Annotated in this window: 22 protein-coding genes, 2 tRNA genes and 2 pseudogenes; 21 read left to right on the top strand and 5 right to left on the bottom strand. The window is 68.0% G+C overall.

Annotated features, from left to right (window positions below; all coding sequences use genetic code 11):
* Window positions 1-4: 4 nt before the first annotated feature.
* Window positions 5-1,288: pseudogene (locus IAI53_RS00675) on the top strand (putative bifunctional diguanylate cyclase/phosphodiesterase); the annotation flags it as partial.
* A 49-nt stretch (window positions 1,289-1,337) separates the two neighbouring features.
* Here the strand turns inward: IAI53_RS00675 and nhaR are convergent.
* Window positions 1,338-2,351: a transcriptional activator NhaR gene (gene nhaR / locus IAI53_RS18515; protein ID WP_225433102.1), complete on the bottom strand. Its 1,014-nt coding sequence runs from the start codon at window positions 2,349-2,351 to the stop codon at window positions 1,338-1,340.
* 128 nt (window positions 2,352-2,479) lie between these two features.
* Between nhaR and IAI53_RS00680 the strand changes: the two genes are divergently transcribed.
* The 4 genes from IAI53_RS00680 to tilS all read left to right on the top strand — a co-directional run bounded on the left by IAI53_RS00680 (window position 2,480) and on the right by tilS (window position 6,011).
* Complete coding sequence (locus tag IAI53_RS00680; protein ID WP_187716256.1) at window positions 2,480-2,821, top strand: HPF/RaiA family ribosome-associated protein; 342 nt, start codon at window positions 2,480-2,482, stop codon at window positions 2,819-2,821.
* Between the two features lie 69 nt (window positions 2,822-2,890).
* Window positions 2,891-3,556, top strand: a complete 666-nt coding sequence (locus tag IAI53_RS00685; RefSeq protein ID WP_187716257.1) for a Bax inhibitor-1/YccA family protein — start codon at window positions 2,891-2,893, stop codon at window positions 3,554-3,556.
* A 133-nt stretch (window positions 3,557-3,689) separates the two neighbouring features.
* A complete protein-coding gene (locus IAI53_RS00690) occupies window positions 3,690-4,658 on the top strand; it encodes an acetyl-CoA carboxylase carboxyltransferase subunit alpha (RefSeq protein ID WP_187716258.1) in 969 nt (322 codons plus the stop codon).
* Between the two features lie 9 nt (window positions 4,659-4,667).
* Window positions 4,668-6,011 (top strand): tRNA lysidine(34) synthetase TilS, encoded by a 1,344-nt coding sequence (tilS, locus tag IAI53_RS00695; RefSeq protein ID WP_349771873.1) that lies wholly within the window; start codon window positions 4,668-4,670, stop codon window positions 6,009-6,011.
* Here tilS and IAI53_RS00700 read toward each other — a convergent pair.
* Entirely contained in the window at window positions 5,992-6,597 is a 606-nt protein-coding gene (locus IAI53_RS00700; RefSeq protein WP_187716259.1) for a response regulator transcription factor, read from the bottom strand. The genes tilS and IAI53_RS00700 overlap by 20 nt on opposite strands.
* Window positions 6,594-8,559 (bottom strand): annotated as a pseudogene (locus tag IAI53_RS00705) (sensor histidine kinase). Before IAI53_RS00705 ends, IAI53_RS00700 begins: the two are co-directional and overlap by 4 nt.
* 241 nt (window positions 8,560-8,800) lie before the next feature.
* Here IAI53_RS00705 and ndk point away from each other — a divergent pair.
* The 16 genes from ndk (at window position 8,801) to IAI53_RS00785 (ending at window position 24,257) form a co-directional block, all read left to right on the top strand.
* Entirely contained in the window at window positions 8,801-9,229 is a 429-nt protein-coding gene (ndk, locus tag IAI53_RS00710) for a nucleoside-diphosphate kinase (protein WP_187716260.1), read from the top strand.
* An 80-nt stretch (window positions 9,230-9,309) separates the two neighbouring features.
* Window positions 9,310-10,431 (top strand): dual-specificity RNA methyltransferase RlmN, encoded by a 1,122-nt coding sequence (rlmN, locus tag IAI53_RS00715; protein WP_187716261.1) that lies wholly within the window; start codon window positions 9,310-9,312, stop codon window positions 10,429-10,431.
* Window positions 10,428-11,231, top strand: a complete 804-nt coding sequence (gene pilW / locus IAI53_RS00720; protein ID WP_187716262.1) for a type IV pilus biogenesis/stability protein PilW — start codon at window positions 10,428-10,430, stop codon at window positions 11,229-11,231. The genes rlmN and pilW overlap by 4 nt, the downstream gene beginning before the upstream one ends.
* Entirely contained in the window at window positions 11,228-12,181 is a 954-nt protein-coding gene (locus IAI53_RS00725) for a RodZ domain-containing protein (protein ID WP_349771874.1), read from the top strand. Before pilW ends, IAI53_RS00725 begins: the two co-directional genes overlap by 4 nt.
* A gap of 10 nt (window positions 12,182-12,191) precedes the next feature.
* Window positions 12,192-13,442, top strand: coding sequence for a flavodoxin-dependent (E)-4-hydroxy-3-methylbut-2-enyl-diphosphate synthase (gene ispG, locus IAI53_RS00730; RefSeq protein ID WP_187716263.1), 1,251 nt, complete (start codon window positions 12,192-12,194; stop codon window positions 13,440-13,442).
* Window positions 13,443-13,461: 19 nt separating this feature from the next.
* Entirely contained in the window at window positions 13,462-14,763 is a 1,302-nt protein-coding gene (hisS, locus tag IAI53_RS00735) for a histidine--tRNA ligase (protein WP_187716264.1), read from the top strand.
* Window positions 14,750-15,394, top strand: a complete 645-nt coding sequence (locus IAI53_RS00740) for a YfgM family protein (protein WP_187716265.1) — start codon at window positions 14,750-14,752, stop codon at window positions 15,392-15,394. Before hisS ends, IAI53_RS00740 begins: the two co-directional genes overlap by 14 nt.
* Window positions 15,395-15,397: 3 nt before the next feature.
* A complete protein-coding gene (gene bamB / locus IAI53_RS00745) occupies window positions 15,398-16,543 on the top strand; it encodes an outer membrane protein assembly factor BamB (RefSeq protein WP_187716266.1) in 1,146 nt (381 codons plus the stop codon).
* A gap of 15 nt (window positions 16,544-16,558) precedes the next feature.
* Window positions 16,559-17,887: a ribosome biogenesis GTPase Der gene (der, locus tag IAI53_RS00750; protein ID WP_187716267.1), complete on the top strand. Its 1,329-nt coding sequence runs from the start codon at window positions 16,559-16,561 to the stop codon at window positions 17,885-17,887.
* 93 nt (window positions 17,888-17,980) lie between these two features.
* Window positions 17,981-18,226: an RNA chaperone Hfq gene (hfq, locus tag IAI53_RS00755; RefSeq protein ID WP_187716268.1), complete on the top strand. Its 246-nt coding sequence runs from the start codon at window positions 17,981-17,983 to the stop codon at window positions 18,224-18,226.
* Window positions 18,227-18,277: 51 nt separating this feature from the next.
* Complete coding sequence (hflX, locus tag IAI53_RS00760; protein WP_187716269.1) at window positions 18,278-19,432, top strand: ribosome rescue GTPase HflX; 1,155 nt, start codon at window positions 18,278-18,280, stop codon at window positions 19,430-19,432.
* Between the two features lie 14 nt (window positions 19,433-19,446).
* On the top strand, window positions 19,447-20,706 hold the full coding sequence (gene hflK, locus IAI53_RS00765) for an FtsH protease activity modulator HflK (protein WP_187716270.1): 1,260 nt from the start codon (window positions 19,447-19,449) through the stop codon (window positions 20,704-20,706).
* The gene (gene hflC, locus IAI53_RS00770; RefSeq protein WP_187716271.1) at window positions 20,706-21,587 is read left to right on the top strand and encodes a protease modulator HflC; all 882 of its coding nucleotides are present in this window, start codon (window positions 20,706-20,708) and stop codon (window positions 21,585-21,587) included. The genes hflK and hflC overlap by 1 nt, the downstream gene beginning before the upstream one ends.
* Before the next feature lie 4 nt (window positions 21,588-21,591).
* A complete protein-coding gene (locus IAI53_RS00775) occupies window positions 21,592-21,777 on the top strand; it encodes a DUF2065 domain-containing protein (RefSeq protein WP_187716272.1) in 186 nt (61 codons plus the stop codon).
* Between the two features lie 8 nt (window positions 21,778-21,785).
* Window positions 21,786-22,940 carry an ATP phosphoribosyltransferase regulatory subunit gene (locus IAI53_RS00780; protein ID WP_187716273.1) on the top strand — a complete coding sequence of 385 codons (1,155 nt, stop codon included), beginning with the start codon at window positions 21,786-21,788 and terminating at the stop codon, window positions 22,938-22,940.
* 6 nt (window positions 22,941-22,946) lie between these two features.
* Complete coding sequence (locus tag IAI53_RS00785; protein WP_187716274.1) at window positions 22,947-24,257, top strand: adenylosuccinate synthase; 1,311 nt, start codon at window positions 22,947-22,949, stop codon at window positions 24,255-24,257.
* Between the two features lie 104 nt (window positions 24,258-24,361).
* On the opposite strand, the gene IAI53_RS00790 is transcribed toward IAI53_RS00785, so the two are convergent.
* Both IAI53_RS00790 and IAI53_RS00795 read right to left on the bottom strand, forming a co-directional pair.
* Window positions 24,362-24,446: transfer RNA gene (locus IAI53_RS00790), tRNA-Leu, on the bottom strand.
* Between the two features lie 231 nt (window positions 24,447-24,677).
* A tRNA-Leu gene (locus IAI53_RS00795) sits at window positions 24,678-24,762 on the bottom strand.
* Window positions 24,763-24,784: the final 22 nt, after the last annotated feature.

The raw sequence follows: 24,784 nt of genomic DNA on the forward strand, positions 1-24,784 counted from the left end.
AATGATGCGGCGACCGGCATGTGAATCGCGCCCCTGCGCTCCCGCTGCGGAGGCGGATGTTGGCGAGCGCGATGGCGAGTGGGACCTCTGCCGCTTCACCCACGCGCCGGCGGTCGATTCGGCCGAGACCGATGCCCTCACCGGCCTGCCGAACCGCCAGGGCTGCGTGCGCGAGATCGACCGCGCGCTGGCCTTTCGCCATGCGCGCGGTGCGCTGCTGCTGATCGACCTCGACATGTTTCGCAGCATCAACGGCAGCCTGGGACACGACTGCGGCGACTGCCTGTTGCGGGCGGTCGCGGCCCGCCTGCAGGCGCACCTGCCGCCGGGGGCGTTTCTGGCGCGTTTCAGTGGCGACGAATTCGCCGTCGTGCTGCGCGGGGCGACGCTGGATGAAGCCGGCGAGCGGGCCGCGGGGCTGCTGGAGTGCTTCGACGAGCCCTTTGCCTTCGGGGGGCTGCAGCTGCTGCAGCAGGCCAGCATCGGTGTGGCGCTGTATCCGCAACATGGCGAGTCGGCCAATGAACTGCACAGCCATGCCGACCTGGCGCTGCACCGCGCCAAGAAGCTCGGGCGGCGGACCTGGCAGTGCTACGAGACCAACATGGGCGCGCGGGTACGCCGGCGGCAGTTCCTGCTCGGACGCCTGCGCCGTGCCTTGCTGGGCACCGAGTTCCACCTGCACTACCAACCGCGGATCGAACTCGCCAGTGGGGCCATCTGCGGCTGGGAAGCCCTGCTGCGCTGGAATTGCCCGGGCGATGGGGCGGTAAGCCCCGCGGAGTTCATCCCGGTGGCGGAGGACAGCGGACTGATCGTGCCGATCGGCGAGTGGGCGCTGCGCGAAGCCTGCCGCCAGTTCGTGTCCTGGCGGAACCAGGGGCTGGAGCCGGGCAGCCTGGCGGTGAACCTCTCACCGCGCCAGTTGCGTGCGCCGCAACTGGTGGAGCGCGTGGCGGCCATCCTCGAGGAGACCGGCATGCCGGCCGCGATGCTGGAACTGGAGATCACCGAGACCGCGGTGATGGAGGAGTTCGACAGCTCGGCGGACATCCTGACCCGGCTCTCGGATCTCGGTGTCGGCATCGCGGTCGACGATTTCGGCACCGGCTACTCGTCGCTCGCCTACCTGCGCCGGCTGCCGGTCGACAAGCTCAAGATCGATCGCAGCTTCGTGCGCGCACTGGAAGATGGCCCGCACGACGTGGCGATCGTGCGCACCATCATCGAGCTGGCCTGCACCCTGGGCCTGACGGTGGTGGCCGAGGGCGTGGAGACCGAGGCGCAGTTGCGCCTGCTGAACGGTGCCCGTTGCCACGAGATGCAGGGCTATCTGTTCAGTCGTCCCGTTTCGCCGGCGTCCTGCGTGCAGTTGATGCACGCGGGCGCCGGACTGCCGGCTGCGCTGCTGCCGCGCCCTCGGCCGGCGCCGCCCTTGCGGACTCATTGGGCGCCCGAGTGGTGAGCCCGTCGGTCTCCCGCGCCCGGCTCACTGCACGGATCGCGGGGTGGGTGAGGCGGCGCTCGACCGAGATCGCATAGAAGGCTTCGGTAACCTCGGGTGCTTCGCCGATGAGGCGGACGCCGTGCTGCCGGCAGATCTGCTCGGCCAGCAGGGTGGGGGCCAGGAAGACGCCGGCACCGGCCTCCCCGAAGGCGGTCATCAGCGCGCTGTCGTCGAATTCTCCCACGACCCGGGGGCGGATGCGGCGATCCTCGAGCCAGTGCAGCATGGGCGCGCGTACCGCCGCCTCGGTGCCCGGCAGCAGCAACGGCGCACCGTGCAGGCAGCCCGGGAAGTCTCCCTTCAGCGATTCCGACAGTCTCTCCGTGGCGAACAGGCTGACCGAGGACTCGGCCAGCTTGTGGCTGTAGCCGCGCACGTCCATCTGGGGCGGCAACGGGCTGTCGGCCAGCACCACATCGAGCTTGTGGATCGCCAGATCGCCGAGCAGGCGGTCGAGCTTGTCCTCGCGGCAGACGATGCGCACCTGCTCCGGCAGGGACAGCGAGGGCGCCAGCAGCACCCAGGCGATGGCCTTCGGCACCACGTCCGCCACGCCGACCCGGAACGGCAGGACATGGCCGGTCGAGCGGCTGCTCAGTGCGGTCTCCAGCTCGTTGCCGAGGCGGAAGATCTCGTCGGCATAGGTCAGCACCATCTCGCCGGTCTCGGTCAGCACCAGGCGGCGCCCGTGGCGGCGGAACAGGGTGACGCCCAGGCTGGCTTCCAGCGTGGCGATCTGTCCCGACAGCGTCTGCGGCGCCAGCCCCGAGCGTTCGCTCGCCCGTACCACGCCGCCTGCGCGTGCCACGCTCCAGAAGTGGTGGAGTTGCTTGAAGTTGATCATCGTCGTGAATTGTTCGAAAAAACAGGATAAAGATTCAGTTGAACTCGGATTTTACCGAACAGTCCTAGACGTAGCATTCGGCATGCTCATCGGCGTGCCGGGCTTGCCAAGTTCAAAGGAGAATGTGCATGCGTATCGATCTGCGGTGTGACGGTGTCGAGCCCAGCCCCGGGCTCAAGGACTACGTGGCCAAGCGGATGCGTTTCGCCATCGGTCGCTTTCGCGACCATATCCAGTGGGCGCGCGTGAAGCTGGCGGATGTGAACGGGCCGCGCGGCGGCACGGACAAGCGTTGCGTGGTACAACTGCGCCTGCGCAACCTGCCGGACGTGATCTTCACGATCACCGAAATCGAGGTGCGCACCGCGGTGGATCGCGCCGCAGACCGCGTGGCGCGCGTGCTGGCGAGCAGGCTGGACCGCCAGCGTCACGGCATGCGGGTGCAGCCGGCGGCGCTGGCCGGCGCCTGAGCCGGGCCGTGGCCTGGAAAGAAAACTAGATTCGATGTAGCTGGATTACTTGCAGGAGGTAGACGTTCCATGGAAAACCGCATCGCCACCATGACCCGCTCGGAGGCATCAGTCCTCTCGACCAACCGGGTCATCCGCAACACATACGTCCTGCTGTCGATGACGCTGGCCTTCTCGGCCGCCGTGGCCGGCGTTTCGATGGCGCTCGGCCTGCCGCACCCCGGGCTCATCCTGACCCTGGTCGGCTACTTCGGCCTGTTGTTCCTGACCACCAAGCTGCGCAACAGCTCGGGCGGCATTCTCGCGGTGTTCGCGCTCACCGGCTTCATGGGCTACACGCTTGGGCCGATCATCTCCGCCTACCTGGCGATGCCCAACGGCCACATGGTCGTCATGCAGGCGATGGGCGGCACCGCGGCGATCTTCCTCGGCCTGTCCGGCTACGCGCTGACCACCCGCAAGGATTTCTCCTTCATGGGCGGCTTCCTGATGGTCGGCATCCTGGTGGCCTTCCTGGCCGGCCTGGGCGCGATCTTCTTCGAAGTGCCGGCGCTGTCGCTGGCGGTGTCCGCGATGTTCGTGCTGCTGATGTCGGGCCTCATCCTCTACGAGACCAGCAACATCATCCACGGCGGCGAGACCAACTACATCATGGCCACGGTCACGCTGTTCGTGTCGATCTACAACCTCTTCACCAGCTTGCTGCACCTGCTGGGCTTCATGAACAACGAGTGATCGCGCTACGCGCACCATGCGCCGGGCGGCCTGCGGGCCGCCCGTTTCGCGTCTACGACGCTCGGATGTATCCACCCTTCCCCCGGACGGGGGTGGGGTTACAATACGCGCCTCTCAAGTTTGGACGGGTCAGATGAAGACCACCTTTCTGGATTTCGAACAGCCGCTGGCCGACCTCGCGGCCAAGATCGACGAACTGCGCTTCGTGCAGGACGACTCCGCGGTGGACATCTCCGAGGAGATCGCCCGCCTGGAGTCCAAGAGCCAGTCGCTGACCAAGGATCTGTACGCCAAGCTCACGCCCTGGCAGATCGCCCAGGTCGCGCGCCATCCGCAGCGCCCCTACACGCTGGACTACGCCGAACTGATCTTCACCGACTTCGAGGAACTGCACGGCGACCGCGCCTTCGCCGACGACAAGGCGATCGTCGGCGGCCTGGCGCGTTTCAACGGCCAGAGCTGCATGGTGATCGGCCACCAGAAGGGGCGCGACACCAAGGAGAAGATCCTGCGCAACTTCGGCATGCCGCGCCCGGAGGGCTACCGCAAGGCGCTGCGCCTGATGAAGATGGCCGAGAAGTTCGGCCTGCCGGTGTTCACCTTCGTCGACACCCCGGGTGCCTATCCCGGCATCGGTGCGGAAGAGCGTGGCCAGTCGGAGGCGATCGGCCACAACCTGTACGTGATGGCCGAACTCAAGGTGCCGATCATCACCACCATCATCGGCGAGGGCGGCTCCGGCGGCGCGCTGGCGATCGCGGTCGGCGATCAGGTGCAGATGCTGCAGTACTCCACCTACTCGGTGATCTCGCCGGAAGGCTGCGCCTCCATCCTGTGGAAGAGCGCGGACAAGGCCTCCGAGGCGGCCGAGACCATGGGCATCACCGCGGCACGCCTGAAGTCGCTCGGCCTGGTCGACAAGGTGGTGAATGAGCCGGTTGGCGGCGCGCATCGCGACTACCGCGCGATGGCGCAGAGCCTGAAGCGGGCACTGACCGACTCGCTGCGCCAGGTGGCCGACCTGACGCCGGCCCAGCTGGTCGAGCAGCGTCTCGAGAAGCTGATGAGCTACGGGCGCTTCAAGGAACAGAAAGTCGCCTGAGATCCACCGGTGACCGCCTCGCCCCCGGCCCTGCTGCAGGACGAGCTGGCCGCGGTGCTGGCCGCCGCGGGTGTCGGCGAGGGTGCGACGCTGTGCTGCGCGCTCTCCGGCGGGGTCGATTCGGTGTTGCTGCTCCATGGCCTGGCGGCCTTGCGTGAAACGCTCGGCTTCCGTCTCGTCGCGGCGCATGTGCATCACGGGCTGAGCCCGAATGCCGACGACTGGGCGGCATCCTGCGCCGGGCAATGCGCGCGCCTGGGCGTCTCCCTGCAGACCTTTCATGTCGCGGTCGATCGCGGCGATCCGGCTGGCCTTGAAGCGGCGGCGCGGCGTGTGCGCCACGCGGCGCTGCGTCGCGTGGCCTGCGACTGGCTGGTGTTCGGCCACCACCAGGACGACCAGGCGGAGACGCTGCTGTTCCGCCTGGCGCGCGGCGCCGGCGTGCGGGGAGCCGGCGGCATGGCCGCGGTCGAGCCGGGCGCGCCGGGGCGTCTGCGTCCGCTACTCGGCGTGCGCCGGGCGCGCATCGAGCAGGCCGCGCGCGACGCCGGCCTTGTCTGGGTGAACGACGAGAGCAACGCCGACCTTCGCCATACCCGCAATGCCTTGCGCCATCGCGTGCTGCCGGCGCTGGAGGCGGTATTTCCGGCCGCGGTGCCCGCGCTGGCGCGTGCGGCGGAGAACTTCCGCGAGGCGGACGAACTGCTCGACGCGCTGGCGGCCGAGGATGCGCTGCGCTGCGGCGGGCGCAGGCTGTCGCGCGAAGCCTTGTGCGCCTTGCCATCGGCACGGCTGCGCAACCTGCTGCGCTGGCGGATGCGCGACCTGGGTGTCGAGCCGGTCTCGCGTGCCCGCCTGATCGAGACCGAACGGCAGTTGCGCGAGACCGCGCCGGGCAGGCCCTTGCGCCTGCCGCTGGGTGAGCTGGCCTGCTGCGTCTATCGCGACGAGCTGTGGCTGGAGCGTGCCCTGCCGGCGAACCCGGTGGCGCTGTGCTGGCGAGGCGAGACGCGGCTGGGCTGGGGCGATGGCGCGGTGGCCTTCGAAGCGACGCTCGGCCGCGGGCTGTCAGCAGCGGCGCTGGGCAAGGCGGGCGAGGTGTGGCTGGCCCCGCGCTGGCCCGGGCTGGCGATGCGCCTGCAGGCCGGGCGGCCGCGGCGCAGCTTCAAGAACCTGTGCCAGGAGGCGGGCGTGCCGCCGTGGCTGCGCGACCGCCTGCCGGTGCTGCGGGTCGATGGCGAGGCGGTGTGGATCGCCGGCATCGGGGTGGCGGCCGGCTGGCAGTGCGCGGCGGGCGAAGAGGGTGTGCTGCCGGTGTGGCAGCACGGAGGGATCAGTAGCGGATGCCGGTGAGCATCTGCGCCAGTTCGACCGCCGAGCGCACCCCCATCTTGTCGAAGATCTTCGCGCGGTGTGCCTCCACGGTACGCATCGAGATGTTCAGTTCGTCGGCGATCACCTTGTTGAACTTGCCTTCGAGGATCAGGGCCATGACCTCGCGTTCACGTGTGGTGACCGTGGCGAGCCGTGTCTCCACGGTCTCGCGGTCGGCGGCGGCGCGCTGACGTTCGGCGTCGGCCGCCAGCGCCTTGTCCACGATGTCGATCAGTTCGTTGTCGTTGAAGGGCTTCTCGATGAAGTCGAAGGCGCCCTTCTTCAGCGCTCCGACCGCCATCGGCACGTCGCCGTGGCCGGTGATGAAGATCACCGGCAGGCGGCAGTCGCGCGCCAGCAGCGCGTCGAAGCATTCGAGGCCGCTCATGCCGTTCATGCGGATGTCCAGCACGATGCAGCCGTTCCATTCCGGCTGCCACGCGGCCAGGAAGTCCTCGGCGCCCGGCCACAGCCTGCAACTCAGCCCGCGGGTGCGGAACTGCCATTCGAGTGCGTCGCGGATGGCTTCGTCGTCGTCGATGATGTGGGCGCAGGCCTCGTTCATGCGGGCTCCACCGGTAGCGTGAGGATGAAGATGGTACCGCCTTCCGGGTTGGCTTCGAAGCCGAGCCGTCCGCGGTGCAGTTCGGCGATCGAGCGGCAGATGTTCAGGCCCATGCCCATGCCTTCCTGCTTGGTGGTGAAGAAGGGCTCGAACAGCCGGCGCGCGGTCTCGGGAGCGATGCCGCAGCCCTGGTCGAGGACCCGCACCACCAGCAGGTCGTCCTCCTGGCTGGTGCGCAGGCGCACGGTGCGCCGCTCCGGCGGGTTGTCGCGCATCGCGTCCATGCCGTTGCGCACCAGGTTGACGATGATCTGCTCGATCATCACCGGGTCGGCATCCACCTCGGGCAGGCGGCCGGCCAGTTCGGTGGTCAGGCGGATGCGGCGTTTGCGGGCGTCGGCCTCGATCAGGTCGACCGCGTCGCGGATGATCGCGTTGATGTCCACCGGCACGCGCTTCGGTTCCGAGCGGCGCACGAAGTCGTGCACCCGGCGGATGATCTCGCCCGCGCGCTGAGCCTGGCGGCCCAGCCGGGCGTGGACCTCGCGCAGCTCCTCGCGATCGATCTCGCCGCCGCCGGCGAGCCGGTTCATGCAGCCGCTGTTGTAGCTGGCGATGGCCGCCAGCGGCTGGTTGAGCTCGTGCGCCAGGGTCGAGGCCATCTCGCCCATGGTGATCAGGCGGGAGGTGGCCTGCAGGCGCTCTTCCTGCTGCAGCGCCAGCTCCTGGGCGCGCTTTTGCTCGGTGATGTCGAGGAAGGAGCCTAGCCAGCCGGTATGGCGCCCCAGGGCGTCGATCAGCGGGGCCTCGAAGAGCAGCACGTCCAGCGGTTCGCCGTTCTTGCGCCGGAAGCGCAGTTCCACCCCTTCAGGGGTCGAGCCGGTGTCCTGCAGGCGGTCGAGCAGTTCCTGGCGCCGCTCGGTATGGTCGGGCAGCCAGTAGGGCAGGGGCGGCGCACGGCCGATGAGCTCGTCCTCGCCGTATCCGGTCATGCGGCAGAAGGCCGGGTTGACGTGGGTGATGCGGCCGTCGAGGTCGCGCGCGCATGCCGGTGATCATCGAGTCCTCCATCGCCTTGCGGAAGGCGGACTCGTTGCGCAAGGCCTGCTCGGCGGCCTGCCGGCGGGCGAGCTGGCTGCGCAGCTGCCAGACGCTCCATAGGATGACGCCGCACAGGAGCACCAGCGAGGCGGTGAGCAGCACCGGAATCCAGCGCGTTTCGCCGCGATAGGCGGTGATGTGCAGGGTCAGCCCGTGGCCGGGCGGCTCGAAACTCATGCGGTACTCGTGCGCCGTCGACAGGGGTGCGACCTTGGACTTGGCGGCGATCTCGCGGCCGTCCACGTCGAGCACGCTCACCCGGTAGCGCTCCGAGAACCACCAGGGCAGCTCGCGCACGATCAGGCTCTGCAGCGAATACACGCCGACCGCGGTGCCGACGAAGGCGCCTTCGGCGTAGAGCGGCACGTGGACTTCGAAGTGGTAGTCGCCGCCGGTCACTTCGTAGGCCGGGCCGTAGGCCGGCTGGCCGATGGCGCGCGCCAGCCGGAACATGGATTCGGCCGGCACCGCACCATGGGTCTCGCCCAGCAGGTGAGCTTCGGACAGCGGCGGGACGGCGCCCTTGACCACGCCGTCGGCGTCGAGCCAGATGACCCGGGCGAGGCCGCTTTCAGGGCGCAGCAGCTGGTCCAGGCTGGCGCTGGTACTCGGCGCATGCACGCCGGTGGCCAGCAGTTCCGGCCCCAGCTGGGCGAGCTGCGCGGCGTTGCGGTCGAGATGGAAGCGCATGTTCTGCTCCATCCACAGCACGTCGTTGATCAGCGTGGCGCGCTGAGCCTCCTCGTCGTAGGCGCGGGTGAGCCAGACCAGCGCGGCGATGGTGCCGAGAAACAGCGCAAGCGTCAGGTAGGGCAGGCGCAACTGCCATGAGGCGGGCGCCGGCGCAGGGGTTCTGTCCATCGTGGTGGGTCTTGCGGCTCGGTGTAGGAGGGCTCCGGGGCGAAGGGCGCCGCAACCGGCGCAGGGCAGAAGGGTAAAGAAAATTCGCCGCCCGGGGGCGAAATCTTGCCCGCGGAGGCGTGGCGCCGGCTGTGGCCGGACTCTTGGCCGGTTACAAAGCCGTCGGCCTGGACGTCCTCATGGGCGACGCGGAAACCTGCTAAAATTCCGCGTTTTGTCAAACCCCTGTCTGGAGTCCTTCATGGCCATCGAACGCACCCTGTCCATCATCAAGCCCGACGCCGTCGCCAAGAACGTGATCGGCAAGATCTACCAGCGTTTTGAAGACGCCGGCCTGAAGATCATCGCCGCCAAGATGGTCCATCTGTCCGAGCAGGAAGCCGGCCAGTTCTACGCCGTGCACAAGGAGCGCCCCTTCTTCAAGGACCTGGTGTCCTTCATGACCTCCGGCCCGGTGATGATCCAGTGCCTGGAAGGTGAGAACGCCATCGCCAAGAACCGCGAGCTGATGGGCGCCACCGACCCGAAGAAGGCCGACGCCGGCACCATTCGCGCCGACTTTGCCGAGTCGATTGACGCCAACGCCGTACACGGCTCCGATGCGCCCGAGACCGCCGCGGTCGAAGTGGCCTTCTTCTTCCCCGGCATGAACGTCTACAGCGGCCGCTAAGGGAACCGGGGCGGGCGCGGCAGAGTCGAGACACTGCATCCGCAGCTTCTTTCTCCGCACCGCCCCCGCTGCACAAGACCATGGTCAATCTGCTCGATTTCGATGTCGACGGCCTCGTCGACTGGTTCGCCGAACGCGGCGAGAAGCCGTTTCGCGCCCGCCAGGTGATGCGCTGGATGCACCGCGAGGGCTGTGACGAGTTCGAGCGCATGACCGACGTGGCCAAGAGCCTGCGCGCCAAGCTCGCCGAAGAGGCCTGCATCCGCGCACCGGTGCCGGTGCGCGACTCGGTGTCGGCCGACGGCACGCGCAAGTGGCTGCTCGACGTGGGCAACGGCAACGCGGTGGAAACCGTGTTCATTCCCGAGACCAGCCGCGGCACCCTGTGCGTGTCCTCGCAGGCCGGCTGCGCACTGGACTGCGCCTTTTGCTCCACCGGCAAGCAGGGCTTCAACCGCAATCTCTCCGCGGGCGAAATCATCGGCCAGCTGTGGCTCGCCAACAAGCTGCTCGGCGCGGCCCGCGACGCCGCCCCCGACCTCGAGGCCGGCGAACGCGACAACGGCCGCATCATCAGCAACGTGGTGATGATGGGCATGGGCGAGCCGCTCGCCAATTTCGACAACGTGGTCACCGCGTTGCGCCTGATGCTCGACGACCACGCCTATGGTCTGTCGCGCCGCCGTGTGACCGTATCCACCTCGGGCATCGTGCCGGCCATGGATCGTCTGCGCGAGGAATGCCCGGTGGCGCTCGCGGTGTCGCTGCACGCTTCGAACGATGCGCTGCGCGACCGCCTGGTGCCGATCAACCAGAAATATCCGCTGGCCGAGCTGATGGCCGCCTGCCGGCGCTATCTAGACCGTGCGCCGCGTGATTTCGTCACCTTCGAGTACGTCATGCTCGACGGCGTGAACGACCAGGATGCCCATGCGCGCGAGCTCGTCGCGCTGGTGCGCGACGTGCCGTGCAAGTTCAACCTGATCCCGTTCAACCCCTTCCCGAACTCCGAGTTCCGCCGCTCGCCGGCGGAGCGTATCCGCCGCTTTGCGGGTATCCTGATTGACGCCGGCATTGTCACCACGACCCGCAAGACGCGCGGCGACGACGTGGATGCGGCCTGCGGCCAGCTCGCGGGCCAGGTGCAGGACAAGACCCGGCGTACCGTACGACTCGTGAAACCGATGGAGGTCCGCTCATGACGCGCTTCGCCGCGAAGCTGTTTCCTGCTGCCCTGACCCTGCTGCTGGCCGCTTGCGCGACCGCGCCGGGAGGTGTCGCGCCGAACGCACAGGCGGAGCGTCCGCATTCCGATCGTGTACCGGCGACGGCTTCGGAGGCAAGCGCCAAGGTGCACGTCGAGTTGGGCATGGCCTACCTGCAGGTGGGGCGTTTCGACGTGGCACTGGACGAGGCGGCCGTGGCGCTGGATGAGAGCACCTCCTATGCGCCGGCCTTCCATCTGAAGGGGCTGGTTTACATGATGGTCGACGATAGCGCGCAGGCTGAGTCGAACTTCCGGCAGGCTCTCTCTCTGGCTCCGGGCGATCCGGATTTCAACAACAGCTTCGGCTGGTTCCTGTGTACCCAGGGACGCGAGGCTGAAGGGTTGGAACGCCTGGCTCTGGCTGCGCGCAATCCCTACTACCGTACGCCGACCTATCCATATGCCAATGCGGGTTTGTGCTATCTGCGAACCGGCGATACTGCCGCTGCAGTGGCCCAGTTCCAGCGTGCGGTGGACGCAGATCCGAACAATGCGCAGGCCCTATTCCACCTCGCCGCCATTGCCTACCGCAAGGGTGACTTCGCCGGCGCTCGCGTGCATCTGATCCGCCTGCACCAGCAGAGCGATCCGACGCCCGAGTCGGTGTGGCTGGGCCTGCGGACCGAGCGCAGGCTGGGCAACACGGAGGCGGAGGCGAGCTATGCGGCGCAGTTGCGCAGCCGTTTCGGCAGCTCGCCGGAGTTTCAGTTGATGCAGCAAGGAAAGTACGAGTGAGCGAGACGATCGATCAGAGCCCCGAGATCGAACAGACCGATCCGGCTGCGGTCGGCGAGATCCTGCGCGGCGGTCGCGAGGCGCGCGGACTGACGGTCGCCAACGTGGCGCAGATGCTCAAGCTGGGTGTCCGCCAGGTCGAGGCGATGGAAGCCGGTCGCTTCGACCTGTTGCCCGGGCCGGCCTTCGTGCGCGGCTTCCTGCGCAACTATGCGCGCCTGCTCGGTCTCGATGCCGAGCCGCTGGTTGCCGCCGTGGATGCCGGACCGACTTCGGCCGCGCGGGTAGAGCTCTCGCCGGTGTCCAACGCCGACGGCGTCATGCCGGTGAGTGGCGAGCGGCGCATGTCGTCCACGCCGGTGGTCCTGGTGGCCTTCGGTCTGCTGCTGGTGGTGCTGGTCGGCTGGTACTTCGACTGGTTCCGTACGCCGGGACAGCCGGCAAACGATCTTGCGCTGCCGGCCTCCCCGGAGATCGTGCCGCAGAATGAACCGCTGTTCCCGCCTCCGCCTTCCGCCGAGGATGTCGGCGAGCCCGGGCTGCCGGCGCAGGTAGCTGTGGAACCGGTGGAGCCGCCCACGGCCGACGCGGGTGCCGCACCCCGGGACGAATCCGCCGCAGCGCAGCCTCCCGAGCCGGCGCCGCCTCCCGCGCAGCCGGCCCCGGTCCCCGCCACGCCCGCCGAGCCCGCAGTCCAGGAGTCCGCGACGGGCGGCAGCGTGATCGAGCTGCGTTTCGCCGGCGAGTCATGGTTCGAGATCCGTGATGCGAGCGGCAACATCGTTGCCACCGGTACGGGTAGCGCAGGCCAGGTGCGCAGCGTGCGCGGCACGGCACCGCTGGCGCTGGTGATCGGCAATGCTGCCCAGGTACGCCTCAGCCACAACGGTCAAGCAGTCGATCTGGTGCCGCATACCCGGGTCAGCGTCGCCCGCCTGACCCTGCAGTGAGATCAGCAAGATGACGAATGCCCCCGTCTGCCCCTTCGGTGCGCAGTCGCGCCACCGGACGCGACTGGTGCGCGTCGGCCGCGTCGCGGTCGGCGCGGATGCGCCGGTGGTGGTGCAGTCCATGACCAATACCGACACCGCCGACGTGCTGGGCACCGCGATGCAGGTCGCCGAACTGGCACGCGCCGGCTCGGAGATCGTGCGCATCACGGTGAACAACGAGGACGCCGCGCGCGCGGTGCCGCATATCCGCGACCGCCTGCTGGCGCTCAATGTCGACGTGCCGCTGGTGGGCGACTTCCACTACAACGGCCACAAGCTGCTCACCGATTTTCCGGCCTGCGCTGAGGCGCTCGCCAAGTTCCGTATCAACCCGGGCAACGTCGGCGCCGGCACCAAGCGCGACCCGCAGTTCGCCGCCATCGTCGAACTGGCCTGCCGCTACGACAAGCCGGTGCGCATCGGGGTGAACTGGGGCAGCCTGGACCAGTCCGTGCTCGCACGCATCATGGATGCCAACGCCAAACTCGCCGAGCCGCGCGACGCCGGCGCGGTGATGCGCGAGGCGCTGGTGGTCTCGGCGCTCGAATCCGCCGCCAAGGCCGAGGAGTACGGCTTGGCGGGCGACCGCATCATCCTGTCGGCCAAGGTCTCCAGCGTGCAGGATCTGATCGCGGTGTACCGCGAACTGGCCGCGCGCAGCGACTACCCGCTGCACCTCGGGCTGACCGAGGCCGGCATGGGCTCCAAGGGCATCGTCGCCTCCACCGCGGCGCTCGCGGTGCTGCTGCAGGAAGGCATCGGCGACACCATCCGCATCTCGCTCACGCCGGAGCCGGGCGGCAGCCGTAGCCAGGAGGTGATCGTCGCGCAGGAGATCCTGCAGACCATGGGCCTGCGTGCCTTCACCCCGATGGTCACCGCCTGCCCGGGCTGCGGGCGCACCACCAGCACCTTCTTCCAGGAGCTGGCCGACGGCATCCAGCGCTACGTGCGCGAGCAGATGCCGGTGTGGCGCGAGCAGTATGACGGCGTGGAGAACATGACCCTGGCGGTGATGGGCTGCGTGGTCAACGGGCCGGGCGAGAGCAAGCACGCCAACATCGGCATTTCGCTGCCCGGCACCGGCGAGACGCCCGCCGCGCCGGTGTTCGTGGACGGCGTCAAGACCGTCACCCTGCGCGGCGACAACATCGCCGCCGAGTTCAAGGCCATCGTGGACGACTACGTGGCCACCCGTTACACGAGGAAGGCGGGCTGAGCCCGCGGAAAACAAGAATATGAGCAAGACCCTGCAGGCCGTGCGCGGGATGAACGACATCCTGCCCGACGACGCCGAAACCTGGGAGCATTTCGAGGACATCGTCCGCGACTGGCTGAAGAGCTACGGTTATCGCCCGATCCGCATGCCCATCGTCGAGCCGACGCCGTTGTTCAAGCGCGCCATCGGCGAAGTCACCGACATCGTCGAGAAGGAGATGTACTCCTTCGAGGACGCCCTCAACGGCGAGCAGCTCACCCTGCGCCCGGAAGGCACCGCGTCCTGCGTGCGCGCGGCCATCCAGCACAACATGGTGGCCGGCAGCGGGCCGCAGCGCCTGTACTACCACGGTCCGATGTTCCGCCACGAGCGCCCGCAGAAGGGACGCTACCGGCAGTTTCACCAGATCGGCGTCGAGGCGCTGGGCTTCACCGGGCCGGACATCGATGCCGAGCACATCATCATGTGCGCACGCCTGTGGGACGATCTCGGGCTCGAGGACGTCAGCCTGGAGATCAACTCTCTCGGTTCGGCCGAAGAGCGCGCACAGCATCGCGCCGCGCTGATCGCCTACCTGGAGCAGCACCAGGCGCGCCTGGACGAGGACGGCAAGCGCAGGTTGTACACCAACCCCTTGCGCATCCTCGACACCAAGAACCCCGAACTGCAGGATGTGGTCGACGCCGCGCCGCGCCTCGCCGATTATCTCGGCGACGAGTCTAGCGCGCACTTCCAGGCGGTGCAGGTCCTGCTCAAGGATGCCGGCATCCCGTTCCGCATCAACCATCGCCTGGTGCGCGGGCTGGACTACTACAACCGCACGGTGTTCGAGTGGGTCACCACCCGCCTCGGCGCGCAGGGTACGGTCTGCGCAGGCGGGCGCTATGACGGCCTGGTCGAGCAGCTCGGTGGCAAGCCGACGCCGGCAGCGGGCTTTGCCATGGGCGTGGAACGCCTGCTCGCGCTGTGGCGCGAGTCCGGTGGCGAGGCCGACCGCATGCAGCCGGACGTCTACGTCGTGCACCTGGGCGAGCAGGCCCGCCGGCTGGCGTTCCGTGCGGCCGAAGCCCTGCGCACCCATGGTTTTGCGGTACTGCTGCACTGTGGCGAGGGCAGTTTCAAGTCGCAGATGAAGAAGGCCGATGCGAGCGGTGCCGCGGTGGCGCTGGTGATCGGCGAAGACGAGGCGGCGGCTGGCGAGATCGGCCTGAAGCCCTTGCGCGGCCCGGGCGGGCAGCAGCGCATTGCGCTCGATGCCTTGCCCGAAGCGGTGGCCGGGCTCCTGTATTCAGAAGAAGAGGACGACGATGGCAGTGTATGACCTGGAAGAGCAGGAACAGATTTCCGAGCTCAAGGCATGGTGGGCGCAGTACGGCAAGCTGATCACCGCGCTGGCGGTGGCTGCCGCGGTGGCTTCGGTGGGCTGGCAAGGCTGGCAGTGGTACCAGGGCAAGCAGGCCGCCGAGGCCGGCGCGCTCTATCACGGCGTCGAGCAGGCCGTGGGCAAGGGTGACAGCCAGAAGGCGCGCGAGCTCACCGGTCAGCTGATCGGCAGCTACGGCGGCACCGCCTACGCGCAGATGGCTGCGCTGCTGTCGGCCAGCGCGCAGTTCGACCGCGGCGACCTGGAGAACGCGCGCGCCCACCTCGCATGGGCGAGCACGGACGGCCGCGATCCGGCGCTGCGCGACATCGCCCGCCTGCGCCTGGCCTCGGTGCTGCTGCAGGAAGGTAAGCTGGACGAGGCCCTCAAGAGCCTGGAGGCCCCGGCCGCGGCGCCGCTGCAGGCCCGTTTCGCCGACCTGCGCGGCGACGTCCTCGCCGCCCAGGGCAAGCCGGCCGAAGCGCGCAGCGCCTACCAGGCCGCGCTGGATGCGGTCGGCAACGGCGGCGAGGGTGCCGCCACCCTGCGCGAAGTCGTGCGCGTCAAGCTCGAAGCGCTGGAGGGCTGAACGATGCGTGCTGCAAACATGCGTTCCCTCCTGTTGACGGTCTTGGCTACGGTGGCCACTGCCGGCTGCTCATCGCTGAACCCCTTTGCCAGTTCGGGCCCGAAGCCGGCGGAACTCGTGGACATCCGGCCCTCGGTTGAACTGCGCCCGCTGTGGTCGGCGAATGTCGGCGAGGCCGGCGCCTACGTCTTCCAGCCGGAAGTCGCCGGCGACAGCGTCTATGCCGCCGCGCACGACGGCGAGGTGGCGCGCTATCGCGACGGTCGCCCGGTGTGGTCGGTGGACCTGGACCTGCCCCTGTCCGCGGGCGTCGGCACCGACGGTCGCCTGGTGGTGGTGGTCAGCACCGCGGGCGAGGCGGTGGCGCTGGATGCGGCCGACGGCAAGGAGCACTGGCGGGTGCCGGTGGGCGCCGAGGTGCTGGCACAGCCGGCCGTCTCGGAAGAGATCGTCGTGCTGCGCAGCTCCGACAACCGCCTGATCGCGCTCGCGCCCGCCGACGGTGCGCGCCGCTGGGTATACCAGCGCAACACGCCGCCGCTCGCCCTGCGCAGCTTTGCCGGCATCGTGCTGGAGAGCGGCGTGGCGCTTGCCGGTTTCCCGGGGGGCAAGCTGGTCGCGGTCAGTACCAAGAACGGCGGGGAACTGTGGGAGCTGACCGTGGCCACGCCCCGCGGTGCGACCGAGCTCGAGCGGGTCGCCGATGTCGCCGGCACGCCGGTGCTCGGGCGCCGGGAGATCTGCTCGGTGACCTATCAGGGCCGTGCCGGCTGCTTCGACATGACCAACGGCAACGTGCTGTGGTCGCGCGAGTTCTCCAGCAGCGTCGGCATGGACCGCGATGCGCGCTTCGTCTTCCTCACCGACGAGGTCGACGCCGTGCATGCGCTCGATGCCTTCAGCGGCGCCAGCGTGTGGAAGCAGGACGCCCTCGTGCGGCGTGCGGTATCGCGTCCGCTGGTCATCGGCGACTTCGTGGCGGTCGGCGACTTCGACGGCTACGTGCATCTGCTGCGCCGTGAGGATGGCCGTTTCGCGGCGCGCGCGAGCGCGGGCGACGGAGCCGTTGCCGCCGACATGCGCCGCCTGGGTGACGGTTTCGTCGTGCAGACCCGGGATGGCGATCTGCAGGCCTTTGAAGTTCGTTGATGAGCAGAAACTAGCGTGAATCCCACCATCGTTCTCGTCGGCCGCCCCAACGTGGGCAAGTCGACCCTGTTCAACCGCCTGACCAAGACGCGCGATGCGCTGGTGGCCGATCAGCCGGGTCTGACGCGCGACCGTCATTACGGCCTCGGCCGGGTGGGGGAGCGCAAGTACCTGGTGGTCGATACCGCCGGTTTCGATCCGGTCGCCAAGGACGGGATCATGCACGAGATGGCGCGCCAGGCCGAACAGGCGATCGCCGAAGCCGACGTGCTGCTGTTCCTGGTCGACGGGCGCAGCGGACGCACGCCGCACGACGAGGAGATCGCCGCCCGCCTGCGCCGCGCCGGCCGTCCGGTGCTGCTGGTGGTCAACAAGGCCGAAGGCATGGATCGTGCCGCGGTCGCTGCGGATTTTCATGCGCTCGGCCTGGGCGACCCGCTGCCGGTGTCCGCGGCCCATGGCGACGGGGTGCGGCAGCTGGTCGAGATCGCCCTGGCGCCGTTCCCGGCGGACGAGGAGCCCGCCGCCGCGGCCGATGCCGGTCCGCGCGTGGCCATCGTCGGCCGCCCCAACGTCGGCAAGTCGACCCTGGTCAACGCCCTGCTGGGCGAAGAGCGGGTGATCGCCTTCGACATGCCGGGCACCACCCGCGATGCGATCTCCATCCCCTTCGAGCGCGACGGCAAGCACTACACGCTGATCGACACCGCCGGCCTGCGCCGGCGCGGCAAGGTCTTCGAGGCGGTGGAAAAGTTCTCGGTGATCAAGACCCTGCAGGCCATCGAGCAGTGCAACGTGGTCGTGCTGGTGCTCGATGCCGCGCAGGACATCTCCGAGCAGGATGCGCATATCGCCGGCTTCGTCCTCGATGCGGGGCGCGCGCTGGTGGTGGCGGTGAACAAGTGGGACGACACCGACGACTACCGCCGCGAGCGCATCAAGGCGGAGATCGCCCGCAAGCTGAATTTCCTCGGTTTTGCGCGCTTCCATTACATTTCGGCGCTCAAGTCGTCCGGTATCGGCGCGCTGCTCAAATCGGTGGATGCGGCCTTTGCCGCCGCCATGGTCAATCTGTCCACCCCGCGCCTGACCCGCACCCTGCAGGCGGCCCTGGCCAAGCAGGCGCCACCGCGCCACGGCGTGTTCCGCCCCAAGCTGCGCTACGCGCACCAGGGGGGCAGCAATCCGCCGGTGGTGGTCATTCACGGCACAGCGCTTGAGCACGTGCCGGCGTCCTATGTGCGCTTTCTGGAACACACCTTCATCGAAGCCTTCAAGCTTCAGGGCACGCCCTTGCGGATACAGTTCCGGACCGCGCACAATCCATATGCCGACAAGGCCTGATTCTCCACACCGGGATTTCCCTGTACCGTCCATGTGGCAGTGCAGCAAGAAATCCTTTACATTCCTATAAACATAAGATCTCGAGGTCCAAGCATGAGCAACAAAGGGCAACTTCTACAAGACCCGTTCCTGAACACCCTGCGCCGGGAGCACGTTCCGGTGTCGATCTATCTGGTCAACGGCATCAAGCTGCAGGGCCAGATCGAGTCCTTCGACCAGTACGTGGTGCTGCTCAAGAATACCGTGACCCAGATGGTCTACAAGCACGCCATTTCCACCGTGGTGCCCGCGCGCCCGGTGTCCATCCAGCAGCAGGATGGCGGCGAGGGCAGCAACTGAATCCCAACATCCCGGAAACGGCCCGTCAGGGGCCGAACGATCTGAGCGCTCATGTTTGAACGTCCCGCCTCGGGCGAACGGGCCGTGCTCGTTCAGCTCGATCTCGGCCAGGGGGCCGTCGAAGAGCGCCTGTCGGAACTACAGCTTCTGGTGACCAGTGCCGGGGCCTCGGTCGAGGCCGTGGTGCGCGGCCGTCGCGCTGCGCCCGATCCGGCGCTGTTCGCCGGTCGTGGCAAGGTCGAGGAGGTTGCCGAAGCCCTGCGCGCGCACGAAGGCGATCTGGTGATCTTCAACCACGCCCTGTCGCCCGCGCAGCAGCGCAACCTGGAACGCGCGCTGCAATGCCGGGTGATCGACCGCACGGCGCTGATCCTCGACATCTTCGCGCTGCGCGCGCGCAGCCACGAGGGCAAGCTGCAGGTCGAACTGGCCCAGCTGCAGCACCTGGCCACGCGGCTGATCCGTGGCTGGACCCACCTGGAGCGGCAGAAGGGCGGCATCGGTCTGCGCGGTCCGGGCGAAACCCAGCTCGAAACCGACCGTCGCCTGCTCGGCATGCGGGTCAAGACGCTCAAGGGCAGGCTCGCCCAGATCGGCCGCCAGCGTCAGACGCGGCGCCGGCAGCGCGAGCGGCGCGACGTGCTGTCGGTCTCCCTGGTGGGCTATACCAACGCCGGCAAGTCGACCCTGTTCAATACGCTCACCAAGGCAGGCGCATATGCCGCCGACCAGTTGTTTGCGACGCTGGACACGACCTCGCGCAAACTTTTTGTCGGTAGCGGGAACGTCGTGCTGTCCGACACGGTCGGATTCATCCGGGATCTGCCGCACGCGCTGGTGGCGGCCTTCGAGGCGACGCTCGAGGAAACCGCTTCTGCCGATCTGCTGCTGCATGTGGTCGATTCGGCCAGCGAGGACCGCGACGCGCAGATCGAGGCGGTCAACCAGGTCTTGCGGGAGATCGGCGCCGGCGAGGTGCCGCAGATCCTGGTATGGAACAAGATCGACCTGACCCACGCCGCTCCGGCGGTCGAGAGGGACGACTGTGGTAATATCAGGCGCGTTTTTTTGAGCGCCCGAAGCGGTGAAGGTCTTGCCCTGCTGCGGGATGCGCTGGCCGAAGCGGCGCACCGTGCGGGCGCGGCGGCACCGGGTCAGGCGGATTTCACCGAGCCGGTCCCGGATACCGAATTCATAGAAAAGTGATTACGGGCATATTCATGTCACTCAACGATCCACGCTGGGGCAACCAGGGCGACGACGACCGCGGTCAAGGCAACCGCGGCGGCAACCAAGGCCCCCCCGATCTCGAAGACATCTGGCGGGACTTCAATCAGAAGCTCTCCGGCCTGCTGGGCGGCAAGCGCGGTGGCGGGCGTCGTCCGTCCGGAAACGGCGGTGGCGGCGGCCCGCAGATGCCCAACGTGTCGTTCCGCCAGTTCGGCGGCGGCATCGGCGTGCTGGTCGGCCTGCTGGTGGTGGTCTGGCTGGCCAGCGGCTTCTACATCGTCAATGCGAACGAGCGCGGCGCGGTGCTGCGTTTCGGGCAGTTCGTGGAAACCACCGATCCCGGTCTGCGCTGGCGCCTGCCCTATCCCTTCGAGTCGCACGAAATCGTCGACCTGACAGGGGTGCGTACCGTCGAGGTCGGCTATCGCGGCGCGGAGCGCAACCGCGTGCTGCGCGAGGCGCTGATGCTGACCGACGACGAGAACATCATCAACATCCAGTTCGCGGTGCAGTACATCCTCAAGAGCCCGGAAAGCTATCTGTTCAACAACCGCTTCCCGGACGAAACGGTCGGCCAGGCCGCGGAAACCGCCATGCGCGAAATCGTCGGCCGCAGCAAGATGGATTTCGTCCTCTACGAGGGGCGCGAGGACATCGCTGCTTCCGCCCAGGCGCTGATGCAGTCCATCCTCGACCGCTACGATACCGGCATCCAGATCAGCCGCGTCACCATGCAGAACGCCCAGCCGCCCGAGCAGGTGCAGGCCGCTTTCGACGATGCCGTCAAGGCCGGTCAGGACCGCGAGCGTCAAAAGAACGAGGGCGAGGCCTACGCCAACAACGTGATTCCGCGTGCTCGTGGTACGGCCGATCGCCTGCTGGAAGAGGCCCGGGCCTATCGTGACCGGGTGGTTGCCGCCGCAGAAGGTGAGGCGAGTCGCTTCGAACAGATCCTCACCGAGTACAACCGCGCCCCGGGCGTGACCCGCGAGCGCCTGTATCTGGAAACCATGCAGGAAGTGCTGTCGAATTCGAGCAAGGTGATGATCGATGCCAAGGGCAACGGCAACCTGCTGTTCCTGCCGCTCGACAAGCTGATGCAGCAGGCCGGTGGAACCGCCGGCGCTGCGGGCGCGAATGCGCCGGGCGATGCCCCCGCCGCGGCGCCCGCTCCGAGCAGCCGTTTCGATGCCACGATGGATCCGCGCAGCCGCGACTTTGCACGCATGCGTGAGCGGGGAGAACGCTGATGCGTGAAAAGATGCCCTTTGTTGCCGGTGGCCTGCTGCTGGCCATCCTGATTGCGTCGATGACGCTGTTTACCGTCGATCAGCGCCAGTACGCGATCGTCTTCCAGCTTGGCGAGGTCAAGCAGGTCATCCAGGAGCCGGGTCTCAAGTTCAAGTGGCCGCTGATCCAGAACGTGCGCTACTTCGACAGCCGCATCCTGACCATCGATACGCCGGAGCCCGAGCGCTTCATCACCGCCGAGAAGAAGAACGTGCTGGTGGATCACTTCGTCAAGTGGCGCATCATCGATCCGCAGCTGTACTACGTGTCGGTGGCCGGCGATGAGGCGCGTGCCCGTATCCGCCTGCTGCAGACGGTCAATGCGGGCTTGCGCGAAGAGTTCGGCAAGCGCACCGTGCACGACGTGGTCTCCGGCGAGCGCGACCGCATCATCGAACTGATGCGCGAGCGCGCCGACCGCGACGCGCGCACCATCGGTGTGCAGATCCTCGACGTGCGCCTCAAGCGGGTCGATCTCCCGGTGGAGGTGTCCGATGCGGTCTATCGCCGGATGGAAGCCGAGCGTACCCGGGTAGCCAACGAACTGCGCTCCCAGGGTGCGGCCGAGGCCGAGCGCATCCGCGCCGATGCCGACCGCCAGCGCGAGGTGATCGTTGCCGAGGCCTACCGCGATGCCCAGCGCCTCAAGGGTGAGGGCGATGCGCAGGCTACGGCGATCTACGCCCAGGCCTTCGGCAAGAACGCCGACTTCTATTCCTTCTGGCGCAGCCTCGAGGCCTACCGCTCCAGCTTTGCCGACAAGGGCGACGTGATGGTGGTCGACCCGACGTCGGATTTCTTCAAGTACATGAAGAACTCGGACGGGCCGCGAAAGAACTGAGCGGATGGCCAGCTCCCTGCTGATCGCCTTCGCACTGATGCTGGTGCTAGAAGGTATCGTTCCCTTCCTCGCGCCAGCCACCTGGCGCGAGACCTTTTTGCGCCTCGCGCGCCTGCATGACGGTCAGATCCGCTTCATCGGCCTGACCTCGATGCTGGCGGGCCTGATCCTGTTGATCCTCTTTCATTGAAGCCTTCCATGCGCTGGGTATTGCCAGACCACATCCAGGACGCCTTGCCGGGCGAGGCCGAGAAGCTCGAGGCCTTGCGCCGCGGCCTGCTCGACGCCTTCCGCGCGCACGGCTACCAGCTCGTCGCGCCGCCGCTGCTCGAGTACCTCGACTCGCTGACCACCGGCGCGGGCCAGGACCTCAAGCTGCGCACCTTCACCCTGGTCGACCAGCTCACCGGCCGCACCATGGGCGTGCGTGCCGACACCACGCCGCAGGTCGCGCGCATCGACGCCCATCTGCTCAACCGCAGCGGCGTGGCCCGCCTGTGCTACTGCGGCAGCGTGCTGCACACCCTGCCGTCCACGCTGACCGCCACCCGCGAGCCGCTGCAGCTCGGCGCCGAACTCTATGGCCATGCCGGCCTGGAGGCGGACATCGAGGTGATCCGCCTGCTCGCGGAGGCGCTGCGTCTCGCGCAGGTGCCGGCCAGCCGCATCGACATCGGCCACGTCGGGCTGTTCCATGCGCTGGCCGCGCGGGCCGGCATGGTGCCCGAGCGCGAGGAGGAGCTCTTCGCGCTGCTGCAGGCCAAGGACGTACCCACGCTGCGCGAGTTCCTCGCCGGGGTGGCTGAGCCGGTCCGCGGTGCGCTGCTCGCGCTCACCGAGCTCTACGGTGACGCCACGGTGCTCGACGAGGCGGCACGCCGCCTGCCGGACGAACCCGAGATCCGTGCCGCACTCGACGATCTGCGCGCGTTGGCGGCCGCGCTCGGTGATCTGCCGCTGAGCTTCGACCTGGGCGACCTGCGTGGCTATCACTATCACAGCGGGGTGGTGTTCGCCGCCTACGGCGAAGGTTCGCCCGCAGCGCTCGCGCTGGGCGGGCGTTACGACCGTGTCGGCCAGGCCTTCGGCCGTGGGCGTCCGGCCACCGGTTTCAGCCTGGATCTGCGCGAACTGGCGATGCGACTGCCCGACGGCGTGCCGGCGGGGGCGATCCTCGCGCCGGCCGGGGACGACGCGGCACTGGCGGCCACGGTGGCTGCCTTGCGTGCGGCAGGCGAGATCGTCATGACCGCATTGCCGGGACATGAGGGAACATGGAAGGAGGCCGGTTGCGACCGGCAACTGGTCAGGCGCGACGGCCGCTGGGCGGTCGAGGCGCTACAGGGAGAGTAAACAGAGATGGCTAAGAACGTAGTGGTGGTGGGCACCCAGTGGGGTGACGAAGGCAAGGGCAAGATCGTCGACTGGCTCACCGATCATGCCAAGGGCGTGGTGCGCTTCCAGGGTGGGCACAATGCCGGCCATACGCTGGTGATCGGCCAGAACGAGTACAAGCTCAACCTGGTGCCCTCGGGCATCGTGCGCGAAGGCGTGGCCTGCTACATCGGCAACGGCGTGGTGCTCGACGCCCAGCACCTGCTGGAAGAGATCCGCAAGCTGGAAGCCGGCGGCATCCAGGTGCGCAACCGCCTGCGCATCAGCCCGGGCTGCCCGCTGATCCTCGGCTACCACGTCGCGCTCGACCATGCGCGCGAGGCAGCACGCGCGGCCGGCGACAAGATCGGCACCACCGGCAAGGGCATCGGCCCGACCTACGAGGACAAGGTGGCGCGCCGTGCGCTGCGGGTGTACGACCTGTTCGACCGTGAGCGCTTCGCCGAGAAGCTCAAGGCCAACCTCGAGTACCACAACTTCGTGCTCACCCAGCACCTGGGCGCCGCGCCGGTCGAGTTCGACAAGGTGTTCGCCCAGGCGATGGCCGATGCGGACGAGCTCCGTCCCATGGTTGCCGACGTCTCCGCCGAGTTGTACGCGATCAACAAGTCCGGCGGTTCGCTGCTGTTCGAAGGCGCGCAAGGCACGCTGCTGGACATCGATCACGGCACCTATCCCTTCGTGACCTCCAGCAACTGCGTGGCCGGCCAGGCCGCCGCCGGTTCGGGCGTCGGTCCGGGCCGCCTGCACTACGTGCTGGGCATCACCAAGGCCTACTGCACCCGCGTGGGCGGCGGTCCGTTCCCCACCGAACTGGATATCGAGACCAAGGGCGTGCCGGGTGAGCAGATGTCCACCAAGGGCCGCGAGTTCGGTACCGTCACCGGGCGCAAGCGGCGTTGCGGCTGGCTGGACCTGGCCGCGCTGAAGCGCTCGATCATCATCAACGGCGTGACCGGGCTGTGCATCACCAAGCTCGACGTGCTCGACGGTCTGGCGGAACTGAAGCTGTGCACCGGCTACATGCTGGACGGTCAGCGCATCGACCTGCTGCCGATGGGCTCCGAGGAAGTGGAGCGCTGCGAGCCGATCTACGAAACCATGGCGGGTTGGAGCGGCACCACCTACGGCGCGCAGAGCTGGGACGCGCTGCCGCAGGAGGCGCGTGCCTACCTGCACCGCATCGAGGAAATCTGCGAGATTCCGATCGACGTGATTTCCACCGGTCCCGAGCGTGACGAAACCATCCTGCGGCGCCATCCGTTTGGCGCCTGAACCTCGGTGTTCCGCCGCCGGCCTGCGGGCCGGCGGGGCGCTCGCCGCGGAAGCGGGCAACGGAAAAGCAAAAGGCCGACACAAGGTCGGCCTTTGCTTGAAACTGGTGCCCAGAAGAGGACTCGAACCTCCACACCTCGCGGTACTAGTACCTGAAACTAGCGCGTCTACCAATTCCGCCATCTGGGCGAGAGGGGCGATTATAGCCGTGTCGCGGTGCTTGTCAAACCCCTTGTGGGGGCGGGCGCATGAATGCGCTGGCGCCCCCGGCCGGCAGCGTGCCGTAGGAGCGGCCTTGGCCGCGATTGTCCGGTCCAGCCACGTGCGTAACGCGGCCAAGGCCGCTCCTGCAGAAGCAGCGCCGCAAACGAGCGCGGTAAACGGAAAAAGCCGGTCTTTTGACCGGCTCTTCCTTGAAACTGGTGCCCAGAAGAGGACTCGAACCTCCACGCCTCGCAGCGCTAGTACCTGAAACTAGTGCGTCTACCAATTCCGCCATCTGGGCAAGAGCCGCGCATTATAAGGAC

The organism is Thauera sedimentorum (genome assembly GCF_014489115.1).
GTDB lineage: Bacteria > Pseudomonadota > Gammaproteobacteria > Burkholderiales > Rhodocyclaceae > Pseudothauera > Pseudothauera sedimentorum.

Coding starts and splice junctions, on each gene's coding strand:
- IAI53_RS00680 (WP_187716256.1), top strand. CDS start 2,480: ATGCGTATCGATCTGCGGTGTGACGGTGTCGAGCCCAGCCCCGGGCTC.
- nhaR (WP_225433102.1), bottom strand. CDS start 2,351: ATGATCAACTTCAAGCAACTCCACCACTTCTGGAGCGTGGCACGCGCA.
- ndk (WP_187716260.1), top strand. CDS start 8,801: ATGGCCATCGAACGCACCCTGTCCATCATCAAGCCCGACGCCGTCGCC.
- IAI53_RS00785 (WP_187716274.1), top strand. CDS start 22,947: ATGGCTAAGAACGTAGTGGTGGTGGGCACCCAGTGGGGTGACGAAGGC.
- IAI53_RS00690 (WP_187716258.1), top strand. CDS start 3,690: ATGAAGACCACCTTTCTGGATTTCGAACAGCCGCTGGCCGACCTCGCG.
- hflK (WP_187716270.1), top strand. CDS start 19,447: ATGTCACTCAACGATCCACGCTGGGGCAACCAGGGCGACGACGACCGC.
- IAI53_RS00700 (WP_187716259.1), bottom strand. CDS start 6,597: ATGAACGAGGCCTGCGCCCACATCATCGACGACGACGAAGCCATCCGC.
- rlmN (WP_187716261.1), top strand. CDS start 9,310: ATGGTCAATCTGCTCGATTTCGATGTCGACGGCCTCGTCGACTGGTTC.
- hflX (WP_187716269.1), top strand. CDS start 18,278: ATGTTTGAACGTCCCGCCTCGGGCGAACGGGCCGTGCTCGTTCAGCTC.
- hisS (WP_187716264.1), top strand. CDS start 13,462: ATGAGCAAGACCCTGCAGGCCGTGCGCGGGATGAACGACATCCTGCCC.
- IAI53_RS00780 (WP_187716273.1), top strand. CDS start 21,786: ATGCGCTGGGTATTGCCAGACCACATCCAGGACGCCTTGCCGGGCGAG.
- ispG (WP_187716263.1), top strand. CDS start 12,192: ATGACGAATGCCCCCGTCTGCCCCTTCGGTGCGCAGTCGCGCCACCGG.
- hfq (WP_187716268.1), top strand. CDS start 17,981: ATGAGCAACAAAGGGCAACTTCTACAAGACCCGTTCCTGAACACCCTG.
- hflC (WP_187716271.1), top strand. CDS start 20,706: ATGCGTGAAAAGATGCCCTTTGTTGCCGGTGGCCTGCTGCTGGCCATC.
- IAI53_RS00740 (WP_187716265.1), top strand. CDS start 14,750: ATGGCAGTGTATGACCTGGAAGAGCAGGAACAGATTTCCGAGCTCAAG.
- bamB (WP_187716266.1), top strand. CDS start 15,398: ATGCGTGCTGCAAACATGCGTTCCCTCCTGTTGACGGTCTTGGCTACG.
- IAI53_RS00775 (WP_187716272.1), top strand. CDS start 21,592: ATGGCCAGCTCCCTGCTGATCGCCTTCGCACTGATGCTGGTGCTAGAA.
- IAI53_RS00685 (WP_187716257.1), top strand. CDS start 2,891: ATGGAAAACCGCATCGCCACCATGACCCGCTCGGAGGCATCAGTCCTC.
- pilW (WP_187716262.1), top strand. CDS start 10,428: ATGACGCGCTTCGCCGCGAAGCTGTTTCCTGCTGCCCTGACCCTGCTG.